The organism is Candidatus Pantoea symbiotica, from assembly GCF_056491525.1.
Genome location: NZ_JBSZHR010000002.1, coordinates 186,035 through 207,979, shown reverse-complemented (window position 1 = coordinate 207,979; position 21,945 = coordinate 186,035). Strand labels below are relative to the sequence as shown.

The window sequence follows — 21,945 nt, the reverse complement described above, 5'->3', positions numbered from 1 at the left end:
AATATTTCATCGCCAACAACCATGAAACATTCATTTTTTGATAGCGATCATAGTATTTCGCATCATAAAAATGATAGAAAACACATCAAATCCAGCAATGACGCGCTTTACAGGTTTTCACGCGTGACGATATCGAACGGCAGGATGATCTGGGTGAAATGATCGCCCGGCTCCGCATGATGCTGCTGCACCATCTGCGCTAAACGCATGGCCATTTCGTCGATGCGGTTGCGGATCATCACCGTAATGGTGCCATCAATCAGCGCCAGCTCGCCCTCCTTCACCGGACCATGACAAATCAATGCCACCTTGCGCTGCGGCTGCTGGCGCAACGCGTGAATCACGCCCTCAATACCGCCGCACGGCGCGAAGATCAGCGCCAAATCGGCATGTTCTTCCAGTAACTGACGCGTGGAACGGTAGCCGCCATCAATCGATTCATTGGTCTTTAGCGGCTCCAGCACGCGCCGCGCGCTGTCCTGTTCACGCAGATAGGAGCGGAAACTGATCTCATTACTCTCCTGACAGATAAAGCGATGGTCGCCCACCAGCACGCCGACCGAGCCCGGCTGATGCAACAGATGCGTGGCAATCCACGCGGCAGTGCGCCCGGCTTTCTGGTTATCCAGACCGACATAACCGGCATGGCCGCACGGCGAAAAGTTGGAAAACAGCGCATAAACCCTCACGCCCTGACGCGATATGTTTTCTATCGCATGGCGAATCAGCGGGTGGTCCAGCGCGACTAAGCCAATGGCATCCACCTGCTCGGCCAGCGCATACAGCGAGGCCACCACCGCTTCCACATCATCGATGTCGTGCCAGGTAAACAGCGGTTCGCTGCCTGCCGGATGAAACGGCTGCGTATGCTGACGCAGCGCATCAGTGAGGGAATGATAGAACGAGTAGGATTTTGACAGCAGGATAAAGCCCATGCGCAGCGTTACGCTTGAGGCGGGCGCGATGCCGCTCAGCAGCGGCACATTACCAATGCGATAGCCGAGGCGATTGGCCGCTTCCAGCACCTTCTGTTCAGTGGCTGCGCGCACCGGCGCACGACGGTTTAATACGCGATCAACGGTCGCCACGCCAACACCGGCAGCGGCGGCAATCGCGGTCATAGTGATTTTACTCATGCGCTATTTCCAGATTAAAAATGATAATAAATTATCAAAAATAATGCCCTAACCCGCGATAAATCACCAATCCTCAAACGCAGAAATCATCATTAAACGGCATTGAGTGATAGAGAATCTCTCAGTATTTTGATCGCCCTCGCAAAAAAGAAATAACTCATTTCATTTCCATACCATTCAGAATAAATGTTTGATATTTATTGGCGCATTAAAGGCGGTTTAGGCTGATGGTTTCGCATCAGAAAAAGAGTAGAGACTGCGGTTGGCTCTTCCTACATTTAACGCGATCTGCCTTAAAAAGGTCGAATAAACGGAGATACCATGTTCCCTACCACTTTACCTGTCCCGCGTCGTCATCCTGTCCATCAAATTCCTGCGCTGCGCTGGGGCATTGTCGGGCCCGGCTGGATTGCCGATCACTTTGCCAACGCGCTGCGCCACCATACGCAGCAGCAGCTGGTGGCGGTCTCTTCGCGCAGCCTCGATAAAGCGCAAGCCTTTGCCACTAAATGGGAAATCCCGCATGCGGTGGAAGGCATTGATGCGTTGCTTAGCCGCAACGATGTCGATGTGGTGTATATCGCCACGCCGCATAATCATCACTTCAGCGACGGTCTGCGTACTTTGCAGGCTGGCAAACATGTGCTGATTGAAAAACCGCTGGCGCTCAACGCGCAGCAAGCCTTGCAGCTGCAACAGGCGGCACAACAGCAGCAGCGCTTGTGCGTTGAAGCGATGTGGTGCGACTTTGCACCAAAATACGATGTGATTCGCCAGCTGTTAGCCGATGGCGCATTGGGTGACGTTCATACGCTGCTGGCCGATCATGGCGAATACTTCACCGAAGATCACCGCATTTTTAATGCGGATCTGGCGGGTGGCACCATGCTGGATCTTGGCAGCTATCTGCTGGGGTTCAGTGTTTTGGTCGGCGGTGCACCCGCTAGCATTACCGCCGTGGGCCAGCCCGCGCCGGGTGGCGTCAACGGTCAGGCGTCGATGCTGCTGACCCACGCCAACGGCATGCATTCGGTGCTGAATACCACGCTGTTCAGCAACACGCCTGGCACCGCCGTAATCGCCGGTCGTGATGCCACGCTCTATCTCGACGGCCAGTTTTACGCGCCGGGTAACTTCCGTCTGACCTCCAGCGATGGCCGCCACACGCTGCGCTGGGAAGAACCGGCTAATCGCTATATTCAGCTCAGTCATGAAATCGAACATACCGCCTGGTGTATTCATCAGGGCCTGACCGACTCACCTGTGCGTCCGCTTGCCACCTCGCTGGCGACCTTGAACGCGATGGATGCAGTGCGGCAGCAGATCGGTGTGGTCTTTAATGAAGAGCGCACCGCTTAACGCTCAGGAGAAAACAATGAAAATCGCTTTTGATGTGGATGTAATCAGGGATCTTGGCATCACGCGCATGGTGCATCAGGTGGCGGAATGGGGCTACAAGTACATCGAGCAGTCGCCGCATCCGCAGATCAACCCGTTCTATAAACATCCGAAAGCCAGCCGTGAAATCATGCGCGAATACAAAAATGCGCTGAATGCCACCGGGCTGGAAATCTCCTCGTTTATCACCGTTTATCGCTGGTCTGGCCCGGATGAACTGCGTCGTCAGGCGGCGGTGAAGAACTGGAAACGCATGATCGAGATCGCCGTCGAAATGGGTGTGCAGGTGATCAACACCGAGCTGTCGGGCAATCCCAACGAGCCGGAAATTTGTGAAGAGATGTTCTATCGCTCGATGGAAGAGCTGCTGCCGATTATCGAACGTGAAGGCATCCGCGTTGAAATTCAGGCGCATCCGTGGGATTTCTGCGAGCAGAGCAACGAAACCGCTGACATTGTGAAGTCGTTCCGCAGCGAAAACGTGAAGTACATCTACAGCGCACCGCACACCTTCTATTACGACAAAGGCGTGGGCGATGTGAAGAACATGCTGCATTACGCGGGCGACGATCTGTCGCATATGCTGATCGCCGATACCATGAACCACACCAAACACTGCCGCTATATCGTCAACCCGCCAGGCGTGGATGCGACTATCCACCAGCACGTGGCGGTCGGTGAAGGCGAAGTGAATTTCGATGCACTGTTTGAAGCGCTGCGCGAGATGAATTTTGCCAACCGCACCTTTAAGGTCGGCGGCGAGTCGATTATCTCGGCGGCGCTGTTTGGCTATCCGGAAAAGATGAAGTATCAGGCGGTGGAAACCCGTGAGCTGATTGAGCGTGAGCTGCTGGGTTAAGGTAAGTGCGGGCTGATGCCCTCACCCTAACCCTCTCCCACGGGGAGAGGGAACAAAACAGTCCCTTCTCCCGCTGGCGGGAGAAGGTTAGGATGAGGGCCCGCTCTGATGGAATGCACGCAACATGAAAGCAGTGACGCTGGCCGAGCTGGCAAAACAACTGGGCGTTGGTGTCGCCACGGTTGATCGGGTACTCAACGATCGCGGCGGCGTATCGCCCGCCATGAGCAAAAAAATCCTGCAGGCAGCACGTGACGCCGGTTTGAAACGCATTCTGCCCGAGGAGCATCGCCATCCGTGGCAGATCGAAGTGCTGCTCAGCGGGAACGCCTCCTTCTTCTTCCAGCAATTAGCGCAAGACTTTGCCAAACTCGCCGACGAACTCGGTTATCGCCGTCTGCGTCTGCATCGCACGCTAATCCCGGAAAACGCGCCGGAAAAACTCGCCGCGCACATCACCGCCAGCAGTAAAAAGATGGACGCGCTGATCGTCTTCGCCCATGAAAACCCGCTGATCTACGATGCGCTCGCCGCCTGTAAAGCGCGTGGCGTGCCGGTAATCACTCTGGTCGCCGATCTGCCCGATGCCGCGCGGCTGTGCCACGTCGGCATCGATCAATACAAAGCCGGGCGCACCGCCGGTTTGATGCTCGGCAGCATGCTGTCGCAGCCGGGTGAAGTGGTGTTGATGAGCGGACGCGCCGATTACGCAGCGCATCGCCTGCGCATTGAGGGTTTTCAGGCGGTGCTGGCCAAACGCTTTCCGCAGCTGCGCCTGCGCGAGATTCTTGCCGGTCAGGATGAACGCGAACGCATCAGCCGTCTGCTAGAAAAAACGCTGGCCGCCTCGCCGCCGATTGTCGGGTTGTATAACACCGGCATTGGCAATACGCAGGTGCATGAAGCGCTGGCGCGGCATCGGCTCGACGGCAAAGTGCTGTACGTCACGCACGAGTTGTACAGCACCACGCGCCGGCTATTGCAGGATCGCGTGCTGACCTTAACTCTCGATCAAAACACCCTGCGCCATGCCCAGCTCGCCTTAACGCTGATGCTGCGGCATCTGGAAGAGGGCGAGATTCCCGATACCTATCAGCCCGGCAAAGTGGACTTTATGCTGTTTACGCAAGAGAACTTTACATAATCGGACTTTGCGTCGCACCGCCAGCGCGGTTAAATCGCCTGTATCACGCGCTGCTACACTCAGTAGCAGCAAAAATACAAACACAACAAGGCGAAACCACTATGTCGGAACATCAGTATCAGCCCGCGAAAGTCTGGACCTGGGACCCGGAAGCCAAAGGTAACGGCGCGAAAACCAACCGTCCAACCGCCGGGCCGACGCACGAGAAAGCCCTGCCGGTTGGCAAACATCCGCTGCAGCTTTATTCGCTCGGCACGCCTAACGGCCAGAAAATTACCATCCTGCTGGAAGAGTTACTGGCGGTCGGTGCCAAAGACGCCGAATACGATGCCTGGCTGATCCGTATCGGCGATGGCGATCAGTTCTCCAGCGGTTTTGTCGATGTAAACCCAAATTCGAAAATCCCGGCGCTGAGCGACCATTCCGTCACGCCACCGCAGCGCGTGTTTGAATCCGGCAACATCCTGCTCTATCTGGCCGAGAAGTTTGGTCACTTCCTGCCAACCTCACTGGCGGGCCGCACCGAAACCCTGAACTGGTTGTTCTGGCTGCAAGGCTCTGCGCCGTACCTCGGCGGCGGCTTTGGTCACTTCTATCACTACGCGCCAGAAAAAATCGAATACGCCATCAACCGCTTCACGCTGGAAGCCAAACGTCAGCTGGATGTGCTGGATCGTCAGTTGGCCGACAATCGTTTCCTCGCCGGTGACGAATACACCATTGCTGATATCGCTACCTGGCCGTGGTACGGCAATCTGGTGCTGAACAACCAGTATGGCGGCAGCGAATTCCTTGATGCGCAGTCGTACAAAAATGTGGTGCGCTGGGCGAAAGAGATTGCCGAGCGTCCGGCGGTGATTCGTGGTCGTAAAGTGAATCGCGCCTTTGGTGCTGAGCCGCAGGATCAGCTGCTGGAGCGCCATGATGCCGCCGATTTCGATAACAATACTGAAGACAAACGCCAGGCGCGAGGAGAGAAGTAATGGCTGCATATGTAGTGTTTATTAAGGACGAAACCTTAGACAAAGACGAGCTGGCAACCTACGCCGAAAAAGCCGGCCAGGCGCGCGGCGATCACCCGATCACCCCGCTGGCGTTTTATGGCGAGCTGGAAACGCTGGAAGGCCCGGAAGCGGAAGGCGTGGTGGTGCTGGAGTTCCCGGATGCTGAGGCGGCGAAAGGCTGGTATTTCAGCCCGGCGTATCAGGAAGCCAAAGCGCATCGCCTGAAAGGCGCGAAGTACCGCGTGCTGCTGGTGAATGGCGTCGCGTAAGCGCGTCCGCGCGGTGATTAACCAGGTCGCCATAAATGGCGACCCGACGAGATTTATAGCGGTTGTGAGTTAAGAATTCGCTCTACTGCTGCAGCGTGGGTGTTAAGGCGACATCCCATTCCGCTGAACGAGTGAGGGATTCCAGGGCGAGCCGCAAGGATGCGGCGAGAGGTGGCGCTGAGCAGGAGCGAATCGCCACCGGTCCGTCAGGAATCGTGAATGAGTGAAGGTACCGCGCAGCGGCGGGTTGGGCTGGCGCAAGGCCCGGGAGTGCAGAGGGCGTGGCCAGACGCCCTTTGCTCGGTCGCCGCACCGAGGTGCTGCAACTGCCTATGCACATGGCGAACGAAAGTCGCTCTGTGCTTAACTGATCGGCATTACGCCATGACGTTTCTATCCCAACTTAAACAACGAAATTGCCTGCTTCAACGCATTGGCCTGCTGCTGTTGCTGCTGCGCCACCTGCAACGTTTCCGCCACGTGCTGCACGTTATGATGCACGCTGTGATCGATGCTATTGATGCTCTGCTGAATCTGCTCAATGCTTAAATTCTGCTGCTCACTCATCTCCGACAGTTCCGTCACCAGCTGCGATAACCCACTAATACTGCTATGAATCTCGCGCATGGTTTGCGCCGCATGCTCTACCTGCACGGTGCCGTGCTCGGTACTGGTTGAACTGGCATCCATCAGCTGACGGATTTCGCGCGCCGCACTTTCGCTGCGCATCGCCAGATTACGCACTTCGCTGGCGACCACGGCGAAACCGCGTCCCTGATTACCGGCGCGCGCCGCTTCTACCGAGGCGTTCAGCGACAAAATATTGGTCTGAAACGCAATGCCGTCGATCAGCTCCAGAATGATCTTCACCCTTCTCGACTCTTCGCTGATTTTCTCCATCGAGCGAATCGCCGACTGAATGTTCTCTTCGCCACGCGTCGCCACCGCGCGGGTTTCACTCGCCAGCTCGCGTGCGCTCTGCGCTTTGTCGCGGGTTAAGCTGGCGGCGATGCTGATTTCTGTCATCGCGCTGGCCGCCACTTCCAGCGCCTGCGCCTGTTCATCGGTACGCGTTGAGAGCGCGGCATTGCGTTCAAGAATGCTATCGGACTCCGCCAGCAACAGGCCTACGCCGTCGCTAACCTGATGCAAGGTGCCGTGCATGGTGCCAAGCGTAGTACTGAAGGTGCGTGCGAACGGCGTTTCACTCTGCTGGGTATCGGCGCTCAGCGTGAGATAACCGGCTTGCTGATTGATGTGGGCCGCCAGTTGCGCCACTTCGCTGGCGGAGCGCGCATCCGCAGCCATCTGGCGCGCAATCACCAGCAGCATCGCCGTTTGCACCACTACAAACAGCGCGTGGAACAACACCATGTCCCAGCCCGGATGATGGAACACCACCACGCCGAAGAGATCATTTTCCTGCAAATAATTGAATAACACATGATGCGTGGCCGCAGCAGCAGCGCCCATCAATAACGGGCGCACATCACGCCATGCCAGCAGCGCCGACATCAGCACAAACACCGAGAAGTGGTATTCGGTTTCGCCGCCGCCTACCTGAATCAGCAAGCCCGCCCAGCCGATTAACAACGTGGATAACACCAGCCGTGAAGTGAGCGTACCGCGCAGTGCGGTGCCAAAAAACGTCGCCAGCAGCGCCAGCACCAGGCCAGCAATCAACGCCACCAGCACGCTGTCATTGAGCCAGCCAACGCCAAGTGCAATCGGCAACAGTGCCCAACTAAGGATCACCGCCAGGCTATCCGCGCGCTGGGCGATACGTTTGAGCGAAACCATCTCCACCGGCGAAGCCGCCGGGCCTGACAAGGGCGTTGCGATCATGACATTTTTCCACACCAGAAGTTGATCGTAGAGCCCCAAAATCGTGGGGCAAAGCGCACGGACTCAGTGGTGAAAACATCGGCGGAGCGGCGCGAAAGTTTAGTTACGGTAATTAATGATGTGTGGAGTTGTGAGGAGGATCACCGAAGCCGTGCAACACAATTTCATTCCCTTCAGCACAGAAAACGATAGACTTGTTCGCCACACAGGCTGTTAACGGATAGAGGCTAATGATGGATTCACCCTGCACGCTCAGCGTCCTGGTCACGGCTCATAATTGCGAAAAGTATATTGCCGAGACATTAAACAGCCTTAAAGAGGCCTGCACGGGCGTTGAGGATGCTGTCGAGATTATTTTGGTGAACGACTCATCCACGGACAATACCGGTGAGTTGCTGCATACCTTTGCCGCTTCATTCAGCCATGTGAAAATCTTTGACGTGATGCTCCGTAACATCGGCAAGGTAAGAAATTTTGGCGTCAGCAAATGCAGCGGCCACTATGTCACTATGCTGGATGGCGACGATCAGCTTCTGCCGCACGCCTTTGCTGACATCGTGCGGTTTTTGCAGGCACAACAACCCGATATTCTGCTGGCGCCGCTGAATGAAGTTTATGAAAGTAAGCCGCAGCCGCTAATGTGGAACGGTTTGCAGGTTACTGCCTTATCGCAGCATCAGGTGATTGAAAAATTCCTTATCCATCGCGATATTCAGGCGCACTTCATTGGTCAGTTTATTAGACGATCGCTGTTTGCCGATAATCACTTTCCCGATTTCACCTGCTATGAAGATGCGTATTTATTTCCTTCTATCCTGAAAGCCAGTGAAAAGATCTCTTTAGCAAAATATGGGCCTTATCTTTATTTTAAACGGGGTCAAAGCCTCTCCAGCGCGCTGGATGCCAATAAAATATCGATGCTGATTAAAGCCACGCAACAGATGGATGCTGTGTTAGGTGAAAAATACCGTAACTTGCTCGCTTGCCATTGGATCAATCTGGCACATAAGTTTTATCCGTTAATCAGTGATGAGCATGAAAAAGGCGTCGTGAAGCGGGCAATAGAAAACGTGCCTTTCGCTTCATTTATGATGGACAGTAAAGTCAGATTTAGCCTGAAGAAAAAGTTTCTGAAGATGAAGTTGCGGGGAATGGCTTGAGGCGTTGATGAAAGCGGTCGCCATAAATGGCGACCCTACCAAGTCTATTTATTAGTTATGGGTTTACGCTGTATCAGCGCATAACTCATAATAATCGAGGCCATCAGAATAAACACCGAACTGCTTTGTATCCATACGGTATCAGTTAAACCGAAAATAAAAATGGAAACAGGCAGCAGCGCGACATCCAATGCCTGACGCCGTATAGCCACCATAATCAACCCAACATAAAAAATAATCAGGGTGACGGCACCGGCGATCCCTTGCAGCGAAAGCGTTTCTAATAAGTCATCATGCAAGTGATACATGACATTTTTATAGGCTTCAGGATTAGCACGTTCATTGGCTTTAATATAAGCGCGTGCTTTATCCGTTCTGTCATCCGGACTTTGCCCCAGCAGCGACCAGGAAACGCTGTGATAGCCGCTTTTCCAGATCGAGAAACGTGCGCCAATCGAGGTGTCATTATTTTTTTGATAACTATCGATCTCGTTCTGGATGTTGTCCAGGCGATGCATAATAGAGCTTGGCATCAAGAACAGGCCACCAGCAATGAGTAGCACTAGAATCACCAGTGAATATTTTCCCGCCCAGCGATGAACCAGATAGAAACATAGCAGGTATAAAACAGGCAACACCAATACCGCCGCACGAGATTCAGTGAGGAACATCAGCAGCATATTCACCACAAAGATAGCCGTGAACAGCAGAATTTGATTAAGACGGCGAACGATCACCTTATTGACAATAAACAGTGCAGTTAAAGCCAATGCCGTGATCAGGTACGAAACGGTACCGGCTGAATCTGTGAGTAATCTAATACGTTGCTGTGTCTGAGCGTGCTCATAAAAAGCGGCGCCAAGCGTCAGCAGTAAACCAAAAATCAACAGGCACACGCTAATGCGCAAGACTTTCTCTGACAGACAATGACGCCATGCGATGAAAAAATAGCTTACAAAAGCGGAGATAATGAAGAGTTTCCCGCCCTGAAAATAGTTATCCACCACATCACTGAAATACGCATCGGCATAAATACGCGACCAAATCACCCTGACTAAGCCCAAGAGCAAAATGGGAATGGCGACGATAAAAGCACTCTTATCCAGTACGAATTTTCTTTTTATTCCCTGAGCAAGCAGAAAAAACAGCGTTAAATAACCGACCAGATAGAATGTTTTCTTAGGGTATGCCGGAATAACTAACGAGGTCGCAAACGCCATAGTCAACAACAGAAAGCAAAGCTGATATACATTGTTTTCGGTTAGCAGCGGCTTTAAACGTAAAGTCTGCACTCAAAAATACCTCATTTTAAAATACTTAATGCGCCAATAGAGTGCCGATAACCGTTGATGGCTACGGAATAAATATTTATACATTCTCTTCGCTTGCTGCGCGTTTTTAGGTGCTTCGAAAGGAACATCTGCCAACGGTGAAATCTGATAAAGATCGCGATAGTAATGGCCAACGTGTTGTTGATTCCACTGTTGCCAGGGTTTATCAGCACCAGCGTAATGCAATAAGCAGGTATTATGCGGCACATCCTGCGTATAACCGTTATCATCGTGTGAGAGCATGTTAATGGTATTAAAGCGAGCTTCCGTAAATATCACACGATCTTCAAGCAACGTATTTAACGCATCCTGATCAAGATACTGGAACTGTTTTCCCGTTTCGCTGAGCAAATTAAAAGCGCGTTCACTCACCTGCTCTCGGTTCCACTTTTGAACATCAATCAGCATCATGCCAGCATTAAAGTAGCGTTTTCCACGCAGGCCAACATTTTCAGCCAACTGCGCTTGCAGTGCTGCAATCTCACCAACAACCAGGGCAATCACCTCGGATGGCATGGCAATTTGCCATAATTCGTCGAGAGGATTCAGACAAACCATATCCGCATCGAGATAAAGCAGTTTCTCGGCATGAGGCAATATAAGCGGAGCGAGAAAACGATAATAGGTCGCGCGAGTGAACAGCTCTGTAGTGGGGAAAGCACTAAACAGACTGTCCTGAATATGATGCAGCGTTAATCCATGTGACTGTCCGGCGAATATTTTTTCCAGACGCGCAGTATCAATTGCGGAGATTTCCGAAGAGATAAGATGAAAGTGATAACGCGCATCATCGGCATGTTTGATTATCGACATGATGGTAATCAGCGAGTGGGCGATGAATTTACCATCAACACCAAAAAAAATATGCCGGTCGCTTTGCGCGGGGAAAAGGTGCTGAGAATTAATGGTCTTGAGAATGTCTTTATCCATCCTGCACTTTTCTCCGGGTGAACGCGTGCGTTCTGTCAATGCATCATGCCTGAGCAATTATTAACCAGAAGCGATTCTGGTTGCAGCCGGAGTTTATCAGTCAGAGTTAGGCAAATAAAGCGAAGTGGAGGGAGAATAAATCTGGTTTCCAGCGTAAAACTCTCCTGCAAGCAGGAGAGTTTTCGTCAGCTAAAAAGGTTATTTCGCGGCGAACTGCGCGTAGTTCTCAGGCGTAATGGTTTGATAAGGAATCCAGTTAAACTCCTGCACTTTCTGTTTCTCCAGCAGCGCTTTAGTCACCTGCACCGCGCCGGTCGCCTGCCCTTTTGCATCCTGGAAAATCGTCAGCGTCATTTTGCCGTTCTTCACGAACTGCTGACCATCCGGCGTGCCGTCGATACCGGCGACCAAAATCTTCTCATTCTTCGCCTGGTTGAGCGCCATGATGGCACCAATCGCCATCTCATCATTATTCGCCGCGATAGCGTCAATCGGACGCTGGTTCAGCAGCCAGCTCGACACCACATCCACCGCTTCGTTGCGCTGCCATTTGGCGCTCTGCTTCTCAATCACCTTCATATCTTTGTATTTAGCGATCACCGCTTCCACCGCACGGGTGCGTTCGCGCGCTTCTTCGTTCGACAACGCGCCCATCAGAATCGCTACGTTACCTTTGTAGTTCATCTTCTTCGCCAGTGCTTCCATCTGCATTTCGCCGCCTAACGCCGAGTCTGAACCGACATACGCCATGTCGGTGGGCAACTTCACTTCTGGCTTACGATTGACGAAGATCAGCGGAATGCCGGCGTTTTTCGCTGCGGTAATCATCGGCAATACGCCTTGGGTATCCACCGGATTGAGGATGATGGCATCGACGCCCTGATTCACAAAATCATCTACTTGCTGCACCTGCAGCGCCACATCGCCTTTGGCATCGACAAACTGGCTGTTGAGCTGATTGGCTTTCAGTTCCTCCTGCATCTGGGTGCGCAGAATCGAAACGAAGTTGAGATCGAAGTTCGCCAGCGCTACGCCGACGGTAAAGGTTTTAGCGCTCACGCTCAGACTGAGCAGCAGCGCGCAGAGGCACAGCATCACATTTCTGATGTTCATGGGTTAGTCCTGTAGGGTTGAGATATTATTATTTATTTCATCGAGTTAACGCCGGGCAACAGGCAAATACCCGGCGGTGGAACCGTTAAAGCGTGAAGTGATCGCGGAACTGCTGCAGCGCGGCACCACTTTCGCCGCTGGCCCAGCCTTCCAGCGCCACAGTGCCCTGATAGCCGACATCGTGCAGCGCGCGGGCGATGGCGCGATAGTTAATCTCACCGGTACCCGGCTGCTGACGCCCCGGCACATCGGCCACCTGAATCTCCCCAATCGCCGAACCACAGCGGCGAATCAGTTCGATCAAATTGCCTTCGCCGATCTGCGCGTGATACAGGTCGAGGTTCATCTTTAGCGCTGGACTATTAACCGCTTCCACCAGCGCCAGCGTGTCGGCCGCCAGTGCGAACGGCGTGCCGGGATGATCAACCGGCAAGTTGAGGTTCTCCAGCGTAAAGACGCGTCCGGCGCGCTCACCCAGCTGCGCCACCTTGCGCAGCGTATCGGCGGCTTTCAGCCACATCGCGCCGGTCACCACTTCAACCGGTTTTACCGGCAAACCTTTGTCATCCAGGCCGGTGCCGTGCAGGTTTAATGCCGGACAGTTGAGCCGTTCGGCTACCGCCAGCGACGCTTCGGCACTTTGCAGCAGCTGCTGGATCTCGTCATCATCGGTCAGGTTGCCGCTGAGGTAGCCGGTCATTGAGGTGAAACGCGCGCCGGTTGCTGCCAGCGCATCGATATCTTTGTTGACCCAGCCCCAGATTTCGACGCCAAATCCCAGCTCATGAATGCGTTTCACGCGCTCGACGAATGGCAGATCGAGAAACACCATTTCGGCACAAACCGATAGCTGATAACCGGCCATTAGCGACCTCCCAATTTGATCGGCTGCTGCTGCTGCACCGAGTTGATACAGGCCAGCGCGATCTCCAGCGCGTTTCGCGCATCTTCACCGGTAGCGCGCGGCATCTCGCCACTGCGAATGCAGCGGGCAAATTCCGCCATCTCCGCCACATAGGCTTCACGCAGCAGGTCTGAATCCATGCGTGAGGTTTCAATCGCGATGCCATCCTGGTGATAGCGCACGCAGTTGTTAACGTTGATGTGGCCCGCCTGCAGCATGCCTTTGCTGCCGAACACCTCGCCGCGCACGTCGTAGCCATATACCGCCTGGAAGTTGGCTTCAGCGGTGGCAATCGCGCCGTTATCAAAGCGAATGGTGACCACCGAAGTGTCGAGCAAGCCTTTGTCTTTGAAATCCGGACGCACCAGCGCATCGGCCAGCGCATAGACTTCCACCGGCTTCGCGCCAGGGTTGAAATGCAACAGCGTGTCGAAATCGTGAATCAGCGTTTCGAGGAAGATCGTCCACTGCGGGATGCGCGAAGGATCGTGCAGGCCGGGATCGCGCGTCAGCGATCGGCTCAGCTGCGTTGTGCCATTCTCACCTGCTTTCACTGCGGCGATCGCCGCCGCAAAACCTGAATCAAAGCGGCGGTTAAAACCGACCTGCAACACCACGCCAGCCGCTTTCGCGGCAGCAATCGCGCGATCCGCCTCATCCAGCGTTACCGCCATCGGCTTTTCGCAGAACACATGCTTGCCGGCCTTGGCGGCTGCGATCACCCATTCGGCGTGCGTACGCGCCGGCGCGGCAATCGCCACCGCTTCAATCTCTGGATCTTGCAGCAGCGCATGCAGATCGCTGTAGGCTTTGGCGACGCCCAGCTTGTTGGTCAGCGCTTCGGCCGCGCCCGGTTGCGGATCGGCCACCGCCGCCAGGATCGCTCCCGGCACGCGCCAGGCCAGATTTTCCGCGTGGAAGCTGCCCATGCGTCCGGCGCCAATCAGGCCGACGCGTACTGGCTTAAGATGAAATGTCATGACCTATTCCTTTTTGTTTTGGATGTGCTCATTCGAGCGCAGGGATGTGCAATCTGTAGTGCAAAGGCGATGCCAACTGCAATCCGCCGCTTTATGTGAGGCATAACACAGATATAGCTCACAATCTGGCAACAAAATTTACATGTCAACTTCACATGTCAATAAAATGGACATTCCATCCTGGTCAGGAGTGTCCCATGCGTGCCAGTGAGCGTTTGCCGTTTAAAGATGAAAGCGATCCGATCTTCAGCTTGCCAGACAGCGCCGAGGTGGGTGAATGGGATACGTTGTTGTGGCAGGGCTGGCACAGCTTCGAACGCGGCGAACAGCCTGGCTGGATGCGGCACAGCATTTTGCAGTCGTGGCAGCGATCGCAGCAGCGCGCGATCGATCCCGCCACCTTTGCCTATGTCTCTCCGCCCGCTGCAGAACTGGCGGCGATCCTTGAGCACAACGCCGAGTTGATCCTCGCAGCGCGCAGCATCATGGAGAACCTGCTGGCGTATAACCCGGATGGCCACATCAATCTGACCGATGCGCAAGGCGTGACGCTACATTTCTGCGGCGCGGATCTGACGCCGGTCGGCAGCATCCTGCGCGAAGAGGTACTCGGCACCAACTGCACCGCGCGCTGCCTGATTGAGCAGCGGCTGGTGTATGTGCTGAGCGGCGAGAACTGGAAGCTCGATCTGCGCAAACGCCATCGCCAGTGCGCCGCCGCACCGGTGCGCGATGCCAGCGGCCAGCTGCTGGGCGTACTCACGTTGACCGCCACGCCCGACAACTTCAATGCGCACACGCTCGGCACGGTGCAGGCGGCAGCGGAAGCGGTCGGTCAGCAATTGATGCTGCGCCGTTTGCTGGCCGAGCAGCAGTCGATCCTCGAAACCCTAAACGAAGGCGTGATCGTCTGCGATCGCCACGGCCGCATCAAAACGCTGAATCGCTATGCCCGCCAGATCTTTAGCGGCCTCGATCCCAACGCCGGGCCGATCGACGTGCTGCTGCAACCGCAGGGCGGATCGCTGCTCACCATGCCGTTTTGCAATGACCGCGAGCTGCAGTTTATGCCGGATGGCATCAATCCCCTTTCCTGCCTGATTTCGCTAATGCCCGCGCCCGACGGCGGCCGCGTGCTGTCGCTGCGCGAAAACCAGCGTATCCGCGCCATTACGCGCCGTGTGATGGGCGTGGGCGCCAGCTACACGTTTGAGATGATTCGCGGGCACGCGCCGCGCGTGCTGCAAGCGATTCATAAAGCGCGCGCCAGCAGCCGCTCTGACAGCACCGTGCTATTAACCGGCGAAAGCGGCACCGGTAAAGAACTGTTCGCGCAGGCGATTCACAACGCCAGCCCGCGCCAGCAGGAAGCGTTTATCGCGCTCAACTGTGGCGCGCTGCCGCGTGATTTGGTGCAGAGCGAACTGTTTGGCTATGTCGACGGCGCTTTTACCGGATCGCGGCGCGGCGGCTCGGCGGGCAAATTTGAGCTGGCGGATGGCGGCACCTTGTTCCTTGATGAGATTGGCGAGATGCCGCTCGAGGCGCAAACCAGCTTGCTGCGCGTGCTGCAGGAAGGCGAAGTGGTGAGAATCGGCGCGGCGCATCCCATCAAGGTTAACGTGCGTATGATCGCCGCCACCCACTGCAATCTGCTTGACGCGGTGGAGAAAGGCGCGTTCCGCCGCGATCTCTACTATCGCCTGAATGTGATTTCGCTTGAGATCCCGCCGCTGCGCGAGCGTCAGGAGGATATTCCCGGCCTAGTGAATACCTTTATTCAGGCGCTCTGCACCCGATTAAAGCGCATCGCACCGCAGCTCTCCGCCGAGGCAATGAGCTGTTTACAGGCGTGGCACTGGCCCGGCAACGTGCGCGAGCTGGAGAATCTGGTCGAGCGCATGGTGAATTTGTGTGAAGGACTGGAGATTGATCGCCACGATCTGCCGGAAGAGATGGTGCAGCGTAACGCGCCTGTCGCCAGCGAATTGAGCTCGCTGCAGGAGAATGAGCGCCAGCATGTGATGCAGGTGGTGCGCGAGCAGAAAGGCAACCTGCGCCAGTCCGCGCAGCTGCTGGGGATTTCGCGCACCGCGCTGTATAACAAGCTGAATCAGTGGCAGGTGGATGTGGCGGAATTGCGGCGCTGATTATGTAGGGTCGCCATTTATGGCGACCTGGTTTTCAACCGCACAACTTACAACGACGCCCCACCACAGATCACCAACTCCTGACCGGTGATCGCATCAGCGGCCGGCGACAGCACAAATCCCGCCAGCGCCGCCACTTCCTCTGGCCTGATATAGCGCCCCATCGGCGGCAGCTTTGGCGGTGAACTGGCGCGGCCGGGCTGCAGCAGCATGGGCGTCTCCGTCGCGCCCGGCGCAATCACATTCACCGTGATGCCTTTGGGTGCCAGTTCCGCCGCCCAGCTGCGTGCCATGCCCACCATTGCCGCCTTGGTGCTCACGTACTGGCTGCGATTCGCCGCGCCGCGTGACGTGCGGCTGCCAATCAGCAAGATACGATCGCCCTGCGCCATCTGCGGCTGCAAGGCATTCGCCATGATCTGCGCCACCTGCACGTGCAGGTACCACAAACGCGCGCTCTGCTCCTCATCCAACTCACCAAGCGGCGCAGCCGCCATCATGCCTGCGGCGTGCACCAGCGCATCCACCTTTGGCAGCGCCAGTAGCGCCTGTTTGAGCAAATTGGCATCCAACAAATCCACGCTAACCGAGGTGAACGCCGGATGATCTTTCTGCACCGGCGTGCGGCTAAAACCGGTCACCTGCCAACATTGTTGCAATAGGTGATCGGCGATGGCCGCGCCAATGCCAGAGCTGACGCCCGTCACCAGCGCGTGTCGCGGCCTGCTCATCCTTTCACCCAGCTTTCATCGACGCGCACGTATTTAATCGCCTGACGATAATAGGTGTAAGCCACATGCAGCGCGCCATCGTCACTCTGCTTGATGCTTGGATAAGAGAACTCGCGGTTAAGCTTTTGCTGCGAATTATTGGTCATGCAGTAGCCGTCGCCCTCGTCGAGATTGCGCTGCCATGGCCAGCTTTTGCCGCCATCGGCGGAAATCGCCAGCGTCATTGGCGCGCGGGGTGCGCCCCAAAATGCGGTGCGTCCGCTGTGCACCACCGGCTCGGCCGCCACCGCCACATCGCGGTCATCCTCTTCATCTTCAATTTCGTCATACAGCGATAAGCGGCGCTCGCTGGCATCTTTGGCGCTCATGGCATTAAACACCAGCGCCAGATGGCCGTTGCGCAGCGTCGTGACCTGAATCGACGAGTTGTTGTTTGGCAGGTCAGTCGCCAGCGGCGCGCTCCAGCTTTCACCGCCGTCGGTCGAACGGCTTTGATAGATGAAATCGGCCCAGCGGCTACGATACAGCGCCAGCAAGCTGCCATCCTGCAGCAGCGTAATGTTCATATGCACGCAGCCCAGGCTGTCTGGCACCGCAACATCGCGCCAGCTTTGGCCTTTATCGCTGGAGATTTTCACCGCGCTGATATCATCGTTACCCACCCATTTCACGCCTGGCTGCGTACGACAATAAAACACCGGCAGCAGCCAGTTACCGTTTGGCAGCACCACAATCGGCTGGCGAATAAAGGTGCCGGGCTGATCAAGCAAAGTGTCGATGGCGCCCCAGCTGCGGCCGAAATCACGTGACTGACGGTAGCGCACAATCGCGGTGTCCTGATTGCCGGACTTCTGCGCCGTCCACAGCAGCCAAAGCACCTGTTCGGGATCGAGGAATAGCACCGGATTCTGCTCGGATCGCGTGGGATCGTCCGACAGCTTTTGCGCCTCGCTCCACTGCGTGCTGCCGTTTTCCAGCCGCGAGCACCACACCGAAATATCGGCGATCCCCTCCTGCGTGCCACCAAACCATACGCACAGCAGGTCGCCATTGGGCAATGGCAGCAGATTCGCCGCGTGGTTCTGCGGGCAGACCGAAGGCAGCATCGCCGTGAGCTGTTGCGCATCCTGCGCGTGCGGAGAGAGGTTACCGCTGCGAACAACGGTAAGGGTTACATCACTCATTTCAGGCTCCACTGTTTTGCATTGAAGATTTCGGGGCTTTTTTGTCATGGGCTTGGCTTGACGGGATCAGGCGGTCAATCACCATGATCACCGCAGGCGTGACCAGCGCCACATACATGTTGTTGATACCAAAAGGATCGCCGAGCAGATACCACACCGAAGTCATGACGCAGGCACCAATCAGGCCGGCATTAGCGCCGCGCGTGCTTTTAAAGAACGGCAGATAGAAGGCGATGATTGCCACCACTGAAATCGACAGACGAATGGCGCGGGTGAAGAATGAGAGCTTCAACACTTCCGGCACGAACAGCACGAAAATCAGCGGCAGGAAACCTATCAGCAGCGACAGCCAGCGCGTCATGCGGAACTCGCGCTCCGGCGTCGGATTGCGATAGGGCACGTAGAAATCTTTCACCACCAGCGAGGCAATCGCCAGCGCTACGGTGCTGACGCTGACAAAGATCGATGCCACTAATGAGGTGGTGACAATCCCCGCCAGCCACGGGCTCATATCCTGCAGGAACACCGGCAACGCATAGAGACTTTTGATATCGGGATGCAGGTATTTCGCCGCCACGCCAATCAGCGCGATGGCAATGGCAATCGGCATGCAGAAGAAGAACGCCACCCAGGTCGCACGTTTGGCGGACTCGGCGCTTTTGGTTGAGGCAATCGCCTGAATCACAAACTGCGTACAGAAGATCGAGCCGATGGTACCAATCATCCAGGCGAAGATGGTGCTGCCGCCGACGTTGCCATCCCACGTCCAGTAGAAATGCGGCATCTCTTTGATCATCGGGCTAACGCCGCCGGTCATGTGCAGCGCCACGCCGAGAATGATCAGAATACCGATATATTTCAGTCCGCTGTGCAGCAGCGTGACCCAGGCGATGCCTTTCATGCCGCCGAACATAAAGTAGAACGTACTGACGATCGCGGTGATCACCGCTGCGGTGGTGAGATCGAGGTTGAGCACCGTGGAGATCGCCGCCGCACCGCTCACGTAGTTACCAACGTTAACCAGCAGCAGTGCATAGATCATGATCAGCGAGATGATGTTTTTGGTTGAGTTGCCATAACGCTCAGCGATCGCCGCAGAGATAGTGATTTTGCCGGTGTTGTAGATGCGTTTTACCAGCAGAAAACCAAACAGCGGGAAACCGATGGCGGCACCAATCACCGACCATGACGCGGCAAAGCCATCCTCGAAGGCCGCCTGAGCCGTGCCGATGGTGGATTTAGCGCCGATGTATTCCGACATCAACATCACGCCCACCACAAAAGCCGGCATCACATTGGATCCGGCCATAAAATCACCGCTGTTTTTACTGCGCAGGCGCCAGGTGAGCCAGGTGGTGAACAGGATGTACGCGATGACAATCCCGACGATAATCACCATCCCTTCTGTAGAGAATTGTTTCATTTCAGCCTCATCGATAACGTAGGGTCGTGGAACGCGCTGGGCTTCACGCGTTCCGTTGATGAGGTGGCCGATGTTGTTATTAACGCGTGTCTATGCACTTCGCCACCCCACTTACGCTTATGATTCATTTCGCTCAAACAAGAATGAATTTACGCATAATGGAGGCAATTTATAGGATAAACAGGGCTGAATTTGTTTGATGCTGCTCACAAATCATCAATGATGATTATAAATAATCAAAATAGACTTATTAATTACAGCTCCGTCTGCAGGAAATCAACAAACGCGCTGATGCGTACCGGCAGCTGACGCTGCGGCTGCCAGACGGCAAAAATGTCGCCATCAGTGGCGCTCCACTCTGGCAGCACATGCAGCAGTTCACCGCGTTTGATGCTGTGCTGCGCATCCCACCACGAACGCAGCAGAATGCCATGCCCATCTAAAGCCATTTGCATTGCCACTTCGCCATCGTTGGTGATTAAGCTGCCGCGCACCTTTTGCGTCAGCTGCTGTATGCCATCACCCAGGCGCCATAGCGCGAAATCACTGTCGAACTGGCGCAGTAAAATGCAGTTGTGCTGTGCTAGCGCGGCGATGCTTGTCGGCATGCCGTGGCGCGCGGCGTACGCAGGTGAGCAGCACAGCACGCGCGGATTAGTGCGCAGCTTACGCGCAATCAGTCGCGCATCGGGCGGCTCACCGACGCGGATATCGATGTCCACGCGCGCATCGAGAAAATTGAGCGGCTGGCTGCTGAGCTGCAAACTCATCGCCAATTCGGGGTGCAGCGCGGCAAAGCGCGACACGCAAGGTGCGACGTGACGCCGTCCAAAGCCGAAAGAGGCGTTGATGTTGAGCGAGCCGCGCAGCACCGAGGTTTGGCTGCTCACCGATTCCTCCAGTTCCGCCAGTTGATCGAGCAGCGGACGCGCACCCTCCAGATAGCGTTTGCCCTCCGCCGTCAGCTCCAGCCGCCGCGTGGTGCGCTTAAGCAGTTGCACGCCCAGCCGCTGCTCCAGCTGGCTCAGGCGCTTACTCACCGCCGGAAGCGATAAGCCAAGTTCGCGTGCGGCGGCGGTTAAGCTGTCCAGCGCCGCCACGCGCACGAAGAACGCCAGATCGTCGGTTGAAGTGCGCGATTCTCTACTTTTATTCAACATTGGCTTATCGCTCAGGCTAATTATTTCCCACAGATGCATGGTTATACTGCGTACAGAACATCAACAGCAACCTGCGAGAAACCCTATGAGCGGCAAAACCTATAAAATCGCCGTCATCCCTGGCGATGGCATTGGCAAAGAAGTGATGCCTGAAGGCATCCGCGTGATGGATGCAGCGGCAAAGAAATTTGATATTGCGCTGGAGTGGCAATGGTTTGATTTCGCCAGCGCCGAATATTGGCAGCAGCACGGCAAAATGCTGCCCGATGACTGGTTCGCCACGCTCAGCCAGTTCGATGCCATCTACTTTGGCGCGGTGGGCTGGCCGGATGTGGTGCCGGATCACGTGTCGCTGTGGGGATCGCTGCTGCAATTCCGTCGCGAGTTTGATCAGTACGTCAATCTGCGCCCGGTGCGTCTGATGCCGGGCGTCAAAGCGCCGCTGGCCAATCGTCAGCCCGGCGATATCGATTTCTACGTGGTGCGTGAAAATACCGAGGGCGAATATTCGTCGGTGGGCGGCACCATGTTCCCCGGCACCGATCGTGAAGTGGTGATTCAGGAAACGGTGATGACGCGCGTTGGCGTCGATCGCATCCTGAAATTTGCCTACGAACTGGCGCAGAAGCGCCCGAAAAAACACCTCACATCCGCGACTAAATCCAACGGCATCGCCATTACCATGCCGTATTGGGACAGCCGCGTGGAAGCGATGGCACCGAGCTATCCTGAAGTGAAAGTCGATAAATATCATATCGATATTCTCACCGCTAACTTTGTGCTGCATCCGGATTGGTTCGATGTGGTGGTCGCCAGCAACCTGTTTGGCGACATCCTGTCGGATCTCGGCCCAGCTTGTACCGGCACCATCGGCATCGCGCCTTCGGCCAACATCAATCCGGAAGGCAAATTCCCAAGCCTGTTTGAGCCGGTGCATGGATCGGCGCCAGATATCGCCGGTAAAGGCGTGGCCAACCCGATTGGCCAGATTTGGTGTGGCGCGATGATGCTGGAGCATCTGGGCTATGCCAAAGCGGGCGCGGCGGTGTTAGATGCCATCGAGCGCACGCTGGCAGCGGGCAACAGCCTGACGCGTGACCTCGGCGGCAACGCGTCAACCGAGGAGCTTGGCGCGGCCATCGCTCAGGCGCTGTAACATCCAGGTGCGCATAAATGCGCACCCTACGAAAACCTGTTTTACGATGTCAAAAATTCGCACCATCC

Annotated in this window: 19 protein-coding genes; 8 read left to right on the top strand and 11 right to left on the bottom strand. The window is 55.6% G+C overall.

Features of this window, described 5'->3' with window-relative positions:
* Positions 1-107 precede the first annotated feature (107 nt).
* Positions 108-1,136 carry a LacI family DNA-binding transcriptional regulator gene (locus ACXIZX_RS01550; RefSeq protein WP_179451866.1) on the bottom strand — a complete coding sequence of 343 codons (1,029 nt, stop codon included), beginning with the start codon at positions 1,134-1,136 and terminating at the stop codon, positions 108-110.
* A gap of 321 nt (positions 1,137-1,457) precedes the next feature.
* Between ACXIZX_RS01550 and ACXIZX_RS01545 the strand changes: the two genes are divergently transcribed.
* From ACXIZX_RS01545 to ACXIZX_RS01525, 5 genes are all read left to right on the top strand, one after another.
* Positions 1,458-2,495, top strand: coding sequence for a Gfo/Idh/MocA family protein (locus ACXIZX_RS01545; RefSeq protein ID WP_479403494.1), 1,038 nt, complete (start codon positions 1,458-1,460; stop codon positions 2,493-2,495).
* 16 nt (positions 2,496-2,511) lie between these two features.
* Complete coding sequence (locus ACXIZX_RS01540; RefSeq protein WP_007888450.1) at positions 2,512-3,393, top strand: sugar phosphate isomerase/epimerase family protein; 882 nt, start codon at positions 2,512-2,514, stop codon at positions 3,391-3,393.
* A 124-nt stretch (positions 3,394-3,517) separates the two neighbouring features.
* Positions 3,518-4,537 carry a LacI family DNA-binding transcriptional regulator gene (locus ACXIZX_RS01535; RefSeq protein WP_479403493.1) on the top strand — a complete coding sequence of 340 codons (1,020 nt, stop codon included), beginning with the start codon at positions 3,518-3,520 and terminating at the stop codon, positions 4,535-4,537.
* 101 nt (positions 4,538-4,638) lie between these two features.
* On the top strand, positions 4,639-5,520 hold the full coding sequence (gene yghU / locus ACXIZX_RS01530) for a glutathione-dependent disulfide-bond oxidoreductase (protein ID WP_008106935.1): 882 nt from the start codon (positions 4,639-4,641) through the stop codon (positions 5,518-5,520).
* Positions 5,520-5,810 (top strand): DUF1330 domain-containing protein, encoded by a 291-nt coding sequence (locus tag ACXIZX_RS01525; RefSeq protein WP_479403492.1) that lies wholly within the window; start codon positions 5,520-5,522, stop codon positions 5,808-5,810. Before yghU ends, ACXIZX_RS01525 begins: the two co-directional genes overlap by 1 nt.
* A gap of 393 nt (positions 5,811-6,203) precedes the next feature.
* Here ACXIZX_RS01525 and ACXIZX_RS01520 read toward each other — a convergent pair whose 3' ends face one another.
* Positions 6,204-7,655 carry a methyl-accepting chemotaxis protein gene (locus ACXIZX_RS01520; protein WP_479403491.1) on the bottom strand — a complete coding sequence of 484 codons (1,452 nt, stop codon included), beginning with the start codon at positions 7,653-7,655 and terminating at the stop codon, positions 6,204-6,206.
* A gap of 230 nt (positions 7,656-7,885) precedes the next feature.
* Between ACXIZX_RS01520 and ACXIZX_RS01515 the strand changes: the two genes are divergently transcribed.
* Positions 7,886-8,815, top strand: coding sequence for a glycosyltransferase family 2 protein (locus tag ACXIZX_RS01515; RefSeq protein ID WP_277966391.1), 930 nt, complete (start codon positions 7,886-7,888; stop codon positions 8,813-8,815).
* A gap of 44 nt (positions 8,816-8,859) precedes the next feature.
* Here ACXIZX_RS01515 and ACXIZX_RS01510 read toward each other — a convergent pair whose 3' ends face one another.
* The 5 genes from ACXIZX_RS01510 to ACXIZX_RS01490 form a co-directional block, all read right to left on the bottom strand.
* A complete protein-coding gene (locus ACXIZX_RS01510) occupies positions 8,860-10,107 on the bottom strand; it encodes an O-antigen ligase family protein (protein WP_479403490.1) in 1,248 nt (415 codons plus the stop codon).
* Positions 10,108-11,076, bottom strand: a complete 969-nt coding sequence (locus ACXIZX_RS01505; RefSeq protein WP_479403489.1) for a glycosyltransferase family 8 protein — start codon at positions 11,074-11,076, stop codon at positions 10,108-10,110.
* A gap of 198 nt (positions 11,077-11,274) precedes the next feature.
* Complete coding sequence (locus ACXIZX_RS01500; protein WP_479403488.1) at positions 11,275-12,189, bottom strand: substrate-binding domain-containing protein; 915 nt, start codon at positions 12,187-12,189, stop codon at positions 11,275-11,277.
* A gap of 85 nt (positions 12,190-12,274) precedes the next feature.
* Positions 12,275-13,054, bottom strand: a complete 780-nt coding sequence (locus tag ACXIZX_RS01495; protein WP_479403487.1) for a TIM barrel protein — start codon at positions 13,052-13,054, stop codon at positions 12,275-12,277.
* Positions 13,054-14,073 (bottom strand): Gfo/Idh/MocA family oxidoreductase, encoded by a 1,020-nt coding sequence (locus tag ACXIZX_RS01490; RefSeq protein WP_479403486.1) that lies wholly within the window; start codon positions 14,071-14,073, stop codon positions 13,054-13,056. The genes ACXIZX_RS01495 and ACXIZX_RS01490 overlap by 1 nt, the downstream gene beginning before the upstream one ends.
* A gap of 197 nt (positions 14,074-14,270) precedes the next feature.
* On the opposite strand from ACXIZX_RS01490, the gene ACXIZX_RS01485 reads away from it, so the two are divergent.
* Positions 14,271-16,223 (top strand): sigma-54-dependent Fis family transcriptional regulator, encoded by a 1,953-nt coding sequence (locus ACXIZX_RS01485; protein WP_479403485.1) that lies wholly within the window; start codon positions 14,271-14,273, stop codon positions 16,221-16,223.
* A gap of 47 nt (positions 16,224-16,270) precedes the next feature.
* On the opposite strand, the gene ACXIZX_RS01480 is transcribed toward ACXIZX_RS01485, so the two are convergent.
* The 4 genes from ACXIZX_RS01480 to ACXIZX_RS01465 form a co-directional block, all read right to left on the bottom strand.
* The gene (locus ACXIZX_RS01480) at positions 16,271-16,954 is read right to left on the bottom strand and encodes an SDR family NAD(P)-dependent oxidoreductase (protein WP_479403484.1); all 684 of its coding nucleotides are present in this window, start codon (positions 16,952-16,954) and stop codon (positions 16,271-16,273) included.
* Positions 16,951-18,138, bottom strand: a complete 1,188-nt coding sequence (locus tag ACXIZX_RS01475; protein WP_479403483.1) for a sialidase family protein — start codon at positions 18,136-18,138, stop codon at positions 16,951-16,953. The genes ACXIZX_RS01480 and ACXIZX_RS01475 overlap by 4 nt, the downstream gene beginning before the upstream one ends.
* Position 18,139: 1 nt before the next feature.
* Positions 18,140-19,561: a sodium:solute symporter family protein gene (locus tag ACXIZX_RS01470; protein WP_179451854.1), complete on the bottom strand. Its 1,422-nt coding sequence runs from the start codon at positions 19,559-19,561 to the stop codon at positions 18,140-18,142.
* Between the two features lie 254 nt (positions 19,562-19,815).
* On the bottom strand, positions 19,816-20,721 hold the full coding sequence (locus ACXIZX_RS01465; RefSeq protein ID WP_479404837.1) for a LysR family transcriptional regulator: 906 nt from the start codon (positions 20,719-20,721) through the stop codon (positions 19,816-19,818).
* Between the two features lie 85 nt (positions 20,722-20,806).
* On the opposite strand from ACXIZX_RS01465, the gene ACXIZX_RS01460 reads away from it, so the two are divergent.
* Positions 20,807-21,877: a tartrate dehydrogenase gene (locus tag ACXIZX_RS01460; protein WP_479403482.1), complete on the top strand. Its 1,071-nt coding sequence runs from the start codon at positions 20,807-20,809 to the stop codon at positions 21,875-21,877.
* Positions 21,878-21,945 lie beyond the last annotated feature (68 nt).

Coding starts and splice junctions, on each gene's coding strand:
- ACXIZX_RS01490 (WP_479403486.1), bottom strand. CDS start 14,073: ATGACATTTCATCTTAAGCCAGTACGCGTCGGCCTGATTGGCGCCGGA.
- ACXIZX_RS01520 (WP_479403491.1), bottom strand. CDS start 7,655: ATGATCGCAACGCCCTTGTCAGGCCCGGCGGCTTCGCCGGTGGAGATG.
- ACXIZX_RS01460 (WP_479403482.1), top strand. CDS start 20,807: ATGAGCGGCAAAACCTATAAAATCGCCGTCATCCCTGGCGATGGCATT.
- ACXIZX_RS01465 (WP_479404837.1), bottom strand. CDS start 20,721: ATGTTGAATAAAAGTAGAGAATCGCGCACTTCAACCGACGATCTGGCG.
- ACXIZX_RS01475 (WP_479403483.1), bottom strand. CDS start 18,138: ATGAGTGATGTAACCCTTACCGTTGTTCGCAGCGGTAACCTCTCTCCG.
- ACXIZX_RS01505 (WP_479403489.1), bottom strand. CDS start 11,076: ATGGATAAAGACATTCTCAAGACCATTAATTCTCAGCACCTTTTCCCC.
- ACXIZX_RS01515 (WP_277966391.1), top strand. CDS start 7,886: ATGATGGATTCACCCTGCACGCTCAGCGTCCTGGTCACGGCTCATAAT.
- ACXIZX_RS01545 (WP_479403494.1), top strand. CDS start 1,458: ATGTTCCCTACCACTTTACCTGTCCCGCGTCGTCATCCTGTCCATCAA.
- ACXIZX_RS01550 (WP_179451866.1), bottom strand. CDS start 1,136: ATGAGTAAAATCACTATGACCGCGATTGCCGCCGCTGCCGGTGTTGGC.
- ACXIZX_RS01495 (WP_479403487.1), bottom strand. CDS start 13,054: ATGGCCGGTTATCAGCTATCGGTTTGTGCCGAAATGGTGTTTCTCGAT.
- ACXIZX_RS01540 (WP_007888450.1), top strand. CDS start 2,512: ATGAAAATCGCTTTTGATGTGGATGTAATCAGGGATCTTGGCATCACG.
- ACXIZX_RS01470 (WP_179451854.1), bottom strand. CDS start 19,561: ATGAAACAATTCTCTACAGAAGGGATGGTGATTATCGTCGGGATTGTC.
- ACXIZX_RS01480 (WP_479403484.1), bottom strand. CDS start 16,954: ATGAGCAGGCCGCGACACGCGCTGGTGACGGGCGTCAGCTCTGGCATT.
- yghU (WP_008106935.1), top strand. CDS start 4,639: ATGTCGGAACATCAGTATCAGCCCGCGAAAGTCTGGACCTGGGACCCG.
- ACXIZX_RS01525 (WP_479403492.1), top strand. CDS start 5,520: ATGGCTGCATATGTAGTGTTTATTAAGGACGAAACCTTAGACAAAGAC.
- ACXIZX_RS01500 (WP_479403488.1), bottom strand. CDS start 12,189: ATGAACATCAGAAATGTGATGCTGTGCCTCTGCGCGCTGCTGCTCAGT.
- ACXIZX_RS01535 (WP_479403493.1), top strand. CDS start 3,518: ATGAAAGCAGTGACGCTGGCCGAGCTGGCAAAACAACTGGGCGTTGGT.
- ACXIZX_RS01485 (WP_479403485.1), top strand. CDS start 14,271: ATGCGTGCCAGTGAGCGTTTGCCGTTTAAAGATGAAAGCGATCCGATC.